Genomic DNA, 5,148 nt, shown 5'->3' on the forward strand with positions numbered 1-5,148 from the left:
TTAGTACCACGCAGCAGAACACCTACGTTCTCACCTGCACGACCTTCGTCAAGTAATTTACGGAACATTTCAACGCCAGTACAAGTTGTTTTAACTGTTGGTTTGATACCAACGATTTCAACTTCTTCACCAACTTTAACAACACCACGCTCAACACGACCCGTTACTACTGTACCACGGCCTGAGATTGAGAATACGTCTTCGATTGGTAACAGGAATGGTTTGTCAATTGCACGCTCTGGTTCTGGGATGTATGAATCCAGTGCTTCTGCTAATTCAACAATTTTTGCTTCCCACTCAGCTTCGCCTTCCAGTGCTTTCAGCGCTGAACCACGGATTACTGGAGTGTCGTCACCTGGGAAATCGTATTGAGACAGAAGTTCACGAACTTCCATTTCTACTAATTCCAGTAACTCTTCATCATCTACCATGTCACATTTGTTCAGGAATACGATGATGTAAGGAACACCAACCTGACGACCTAACAGGATGTGCTCACGAGTTTGTGGCATTGGGCCATCAGTCGCAGCAACTACCAGGATAGCTCCGTCCATTTGCGCAGCACCAGTGATCATGTTTTTAACATAGTCGGCGTGACCTGGGCAGTCTACGTGTGCGTAGTGACGAGTTGGAGTATCGTATTCTACGTGTGAAGTAGAGATGGTGATACCACGAGCTTTTTCTTCTGGTGCGTTATCGATTTGATCGAATGCACGAGCAGCACCACCGTAAGTTTTAGCTAAAACTGTAGTGATTGCAGCAGTCAGAGTTGTTTTACCGTGGTCAACGTGGCCGATAGTACCAACGTTAACGTGCGGTTTTGAACGTTCAAATTTTTCTTTAGACATTTAAATTGTCCCTCTAAGACACGGAATCGGTGGTTACACCACATCAACCAAGCAGTAAGTAAATTAGCGATTTGCTATTGCTTGTTAAGATTTTAATCAGGGAGGCAAGAACATGAAGGAGTGGTGCTGATAGGCAGATTCGAACTGCCGACCTCACCCTTACCAAGGGTGCGCTCTACCAACTGAGCTATATCAGCACATCTGGAGCGGGCAGCGGGAATCGAACCCGCATCATCAGCTTGGAAGGCTGAGGTAATAGCCATTATACGATGCCCGCAGAACTCGGCTACCTGACTTAAAATCAGCTTTGTATTCTACTCAAGTGTTTACTATTTGAAAACACTTAAGTAAGGAATTAATGGTGGTGGGAGAAGGATTCGAACCTTCGAAGTCTGTGACGGCAGATTTACAGTCTGCTCCCTTTGGCCGCTTGGGTATCCCACCAACTAAATTTTAATGGTGCCGGCACCAAGAGTCGAACTCGGGACCTACTGATTACAAGTCAGTTGCTCTACCAACTGAGCTATGCCGGCTAAGTGGTGCGCATTCTAGGAGGACTTTCATCATGATGCAACAAAAAAATTGCGATATTTGTTCTTTTGCTTAGATTTTGTTCACTTTTGATTGAATTGTTGATTTTTTAGGAAAAAAATGACCAAAATGACAACAACAATTCAAGATAAATTCAAATTCTAATTTATCTTTCAAGCCCTAAATTTATTGCATTTAATAAATTTTTAGAAAAAAAATTAATTACGCACTCACTAGTCTACGCTAAAAAATAATTTCCATGTCTATTTTTTATACTTTTTTTACAAATTTATTCAGTTCGCGTCAAAAAAAGTAGAAAAATTTTAAAAATATCTACGCCAATGAAGCATGACTCGTTATGATGCTGTTTATTTTTTATCGGATACGGGTGTTTTAAACAGCCTGTCCAACCTGCGAAGACTAGGCAGATGTTGGCTTATGAATAACAAAGAACGCTTTATAACCCCTTATTTAGAATTTGACAGAAAGCACTGGGCAACGTTAAGAGACTCTGTTCCTTTAACGCTAACAGAAAAAGAAATTGCAGACTTAAAAGGAATTAACGAAGAAATTTCCATTGATGATGTTATTGAGATTTATCTTCCTCTTTCGAGATTACTCAATTTTTACATTAGCTCTAACCTACGCCGTCAAGCCGTCTTAGAGCAATTTCTTGGCACAAGAAGCGCTAAAATTCCATATATTATTGGTATCGCGGGTAGTGTTGCTGTTGGTAAAAGTACAACGGCTCGCTTGCTACAAGCACTTTTAACGCGTTGGCCAGAGCATCGTAAAGTAGATTTAATTACTACTGATGGTTTTCTTTTACCTAATGCAGAGTTAAAAAAACGCGGGATAATGAAGAAAAAAGGATTTCCTGAATCCTATGATATGCATAGCCTTGTCTCTTTCGTTTCTGATATAAAATCAGGTAAGAAACAAGTGACAGCGCCTGTCTATTCTCATTTAGTATATGACATCATTCCTGATAAGAAACAGGTTATCGAGCAACCTGATATTTTGATTCTTGAAGGATTGAATGTATTACAGAGCAATCAAGATTATCCGCATGATCCACATAATGTTTTTGTATCAGATTATGTAGATTTCTCTATTTATGTTGATGCAGAAGAAGAATTACTAAAACACTGGTATATCAGTCGCTTTTTGAAATTTAGAGAAGGGGCATTTACTGATCCTGAATCGTATTTTAATAATTATTCTAAATTAAGCAGAGAAGAATCTATAGAAATAGCCTCATCCATTTGGCAAGAAATTAATGGATTAAACTTAAAACAAAACATCTTGCCAACAAGAGAGAGAGCAAGTTTGATCTTAACCAAAGGCCATAATCATACAATTAGCAATGTTAGATTACGTAAATAAAACTGAACAATCATTTGCTGATTTCTTCTAGTTCTAAATAGATTTAATAATATAAATAACAAAAAAGCTTTCCGATTAAAGAAAGCTTTTTCCATTTCAGACATTCGACGCAATTCAAAACATTAAGATGCACTTCTTAGTGAAATCTCACCACCTATATAAGGTGTAATTTTACCATCTTGCTCTAAAAGTAAAGCCCCTTGATCATTAATACCTTTAGCAATACCAAAGATTTCTTTTTCGCCAATAATCAGTTTTACACGTCTATCCATAAAGTTATCTAAACTTTTCCAACGTTCTATAAAAACAGACAACCCTTGTTTTTCAAACTGGATAAATGCTTCTCTTAATGCATTAGTAATTTCACAAGCAAGTTCATTTCTGTCAATCTTAATACCAACTTGCTCTAAATTGATCCATTGTTGGTTGATAACTTCATTTTGATTTTTACTCATCGCAATATTGATGCCAATACCCGTTACAATATGAGCAACATCACCCGTCTTCCCTGTTAATTCAACAAGAATACCTGAAAGCTTTTTATCATTTAAATAGAGATCATTAGGCCATTTTACTTTAACGCCATTTGCGCCAAGTTTTTGCAATACTTCAGCCATAATAACGCCGACAACCAAACTCAATCCTATTGCAGCAGCAGGCCCTTGATCGAGTTTCCAATACATACTCAAATATAAATTTCTACCAAAAGGCGAGATCCATTGGCGACCTCTTCTACCTCGTCCAGCAGACTGGTATTCAGCAATACATACATCACCTGATTTTAATTCGCTAATACGTTGGATCAAATATTGATTTGTAGAATCTATAACAGGAATAACGCTAGCAGGCTCACCTTTAATATTCTGATTCACAATATCTGCGTTCAATAAATTCATTGGCGCATCTAATTGATACCCTTTTCCGGCAACCGTCTGAACGTCAATACCCCAGCTACGCAATGTTTGAATATGTTTATTAATGCCTGCTCGAGTCATTCCTAAACTTTCGCCTAATTGCTCTCCTGAATGAATATTTCCATCAGCAAGAATTTTAATTAATAATAAAGGAGTTGGTGTTTCTTTCATGAAATAGCATCCACAGCATTGATTTCGCCATATTTGCCAATAAAGCGAACTTCTGGCTCTAATTTTACACCGAAGCGTTCTGAGACTTTCTGGCGAATATATGCGGCTAAGTTCACAATATCCTCACCTGTCGCGGAGCCTTCTTTATTAATAAGTACCAGTGCTTGTTTAGTGTGAACTGCCGCACCACCAATTTGATGTCCTTTAAGACCACATTGATCAATCAGCCAACCAGCCGCAAGCTTCACACCATCTCGCTGCACATATTGAGGACAAAATGGATATTCTGTTTTTAATTGTTGTGCAATACGAATATCAACAATTGGGTTTTTAAAAAAACTTCCAGCATTACCCGTTACTTTTGGATCTGGTAGCTTGCTCGTTCTCATTAAGCATACAGATTCGAACACATCCTTTGGTGTAACAGTTTCTAATGATAATTTTGATAAATCACCATAAGTAAGAATAGGTTCCCATTTTTTACTTAGTAGTAAACCGACAGCAATAATAGCAAAGCCTTGCTGATAATGATGTTTGAAAATACTGTCGCGATAACCAAACTCACATTCTTCATTTGTTAATCGACTAATATTGCCTGTACTTAATTCAACAATATCAACATAGGCACAAACATCTTTCAGCTCTTTACCATAAGCACCAATATTTTGTATTGGCGCAGAACCAACATTGCCTGGGATCAACGCTAAATTTTCTAGTCCATAGATATTTTTTTCTAACAGATATTCAATAAGCGCATGCCAACTCTCGCCAGCTCCAACATGAACAGACCAATATTGCTCATCTTCAGTAATTTCAATGCCAGCAATACAGTTACGGATAACAATACCATTAAAATCTTCAGTAAATAGTACGTTACTACCGCCACCTAGAATAAGGGTTGGTAATCTCTTCTCATGGGCATTTTGCCAATATGTACAAAGCTCATCTTTATTATTTGCAGTTTCTATTTGGTGAGCTTTTGCTCTCAAACCAAATGTATTAAATGCTTGCAATGAAACCGATTCTTTCATGAAAGTCTACCTCATTTAGCTGATAGCTTAGTTTAACAGTCAAGCATCATTGAGGATAGCAAAGTGATAAGTGATTAGAGGAGAGAAAGTATATTTGTGTTTTAAATGTCTTAAACGCAAAAAAGCCAACCCATTGGGTTGGCTTTCTCGTCTTATTTAATGCCTGGCAGTTCCCTACTCTCACATGGGGAGACCCCACACTACCATCGGCGCTACAACGTTTCACTTCTGAGTTCGGCATGGGATCAGGTGGGACCGCTGCGCTAT

Annotated in this window: 4 protein-coding genes, 4 tRNA genes and 1 rRNA gene; 1 reads left to right on the plus strand and 8 read right to left on the minus strand. The window is 38.2% G+C overall.

Annotated elements, in window-relative coordinates:
* The 5 genes from tuf to DK866_RS10815 form a co-directional block, all read right to left on the minus strand.
* A partial coding sequence (gene tuf, locus DK866_RS10795; RefSeq protein WP_109408908.1) for an elongation factor Tu occupies window positions 1-848 on the minus strand: 848 nt, incomplete at its 3' end.
* A 121-nt stretch (window positions 849-969) separates the two neighbouring features.
* Window positions 970-1,045: transfer RNA gene (locus DK866_RS10800), tRNA-Thr, on the minus strand.
* A gap of 5 nt (window positions 1,046-1,050) precedes the next feature.
* A tRNA-Gly gene (locus DK866_RS10805) sits at window positions 1,051-1,125 on the minus strand.
* A gap of 82 nt (window positions 1,126-1,207) precedes the next feature.
* Window positions 1,208-1,292: transfer RNA gene (locus DK866_RS10810), tRNA-Tyr, on the minus strand.
* Window positions 1,293-1,305: 13 nt separating this feature from the next.
* A tRNA-Thr gene (locus DK866_RS10815) sits at window positions 1,306-1,381 on the minus strand.
* Between the two features lie 436 nt (window positions 1,382-1,817).
* On the opposite strand from DK866_RS10815, the gene coaA reads away from it, so the two are divergent.
* Window positions 1,818-2,765 carry a type I pantothenate kinase gene (gene coaA, locus DK866_RS10820; protein WP_072071181.1) on the plus strand — a complete coding sequence of 316 codons (948 nt, stop codon included), beginning with the start codon at window positions 1,818-1,820 and terminating at the stop codon, window positions 2,763-2,765.
* Between the two features lie 122 nt (window positions 2,766-2,887).
* On the opposite strand, the gene birA is transcribed toward coaA, so the two are convergent.
* The 3 genes from birA to rrf all read right to left on the minus strand — a co-directional run.
* On the minus strand, window positions 2,888-3,850 hold the full coding sequence (gene birA / locus DK866_RS10825) for a bifunctional biotin--[acetyl-CoA-carboxylase] ligase/biotin operon repressor BirA (protein WP_109408909.1): 963 nt from the start codon (window positions 3,848-3,850) through the stop codon (window positions 2,888-2,890).
* Window positions 3,847-4,881, minus strand: a complete 1,035-nt coding sequence (gene murB, locus DK866_RS10830; protein ID WP_109408910.1) for a UDP-N-acetylmuramate dehydrogenase — start codon at window positions 4,879-4,881, stop codon at window positions 3,847-3,849. Before murB ends, birA begins: the two co-directional genes overlap by 4 nt.
* A 161-nt stretch (window positions 4,882-5,042) precedes the next feature.
* Window positions 5,043-5,148: ribosomal RNA gene (gene rrf, locus DK866_RS10835) — 5S ribosomal RNA — on the minus strand; the annotation flags it as partial.

It is taken from the genome of Proteus genomosp. 4 str. ATCC 51469 (assembly GCF_003144375.1).
In the GTDB taxonomy this organism is placed as follows: Bacteria; Pseudomonadota; Gammaproteobacteria; order Enterobacterales; family Enterobacteriaceae; genus Proteus.

Bases quoted from the DNA above. Each gene is read 5' to 3' on its own strand.
- coaA (WP_072071181.1), top strand. From the start codon at position 1,818: ATGAATAACAAAGAACGCTTTATAACCCCTTATTTAGAATTTGACAGA.
- birA (WP_109408909.1), bottom strand. From the start codon at position 3,850: ATGAAAGAAACACCAACTCCTTTATTATTAATTAAAATTCTTGCTGAT.
- murB (WP_109408910.1), bottom strand. From the start codon at position 4,881: ATGAAAGAATCGGTTTCATTGCAAGCATTTAATACATTTGGTTTGAGA.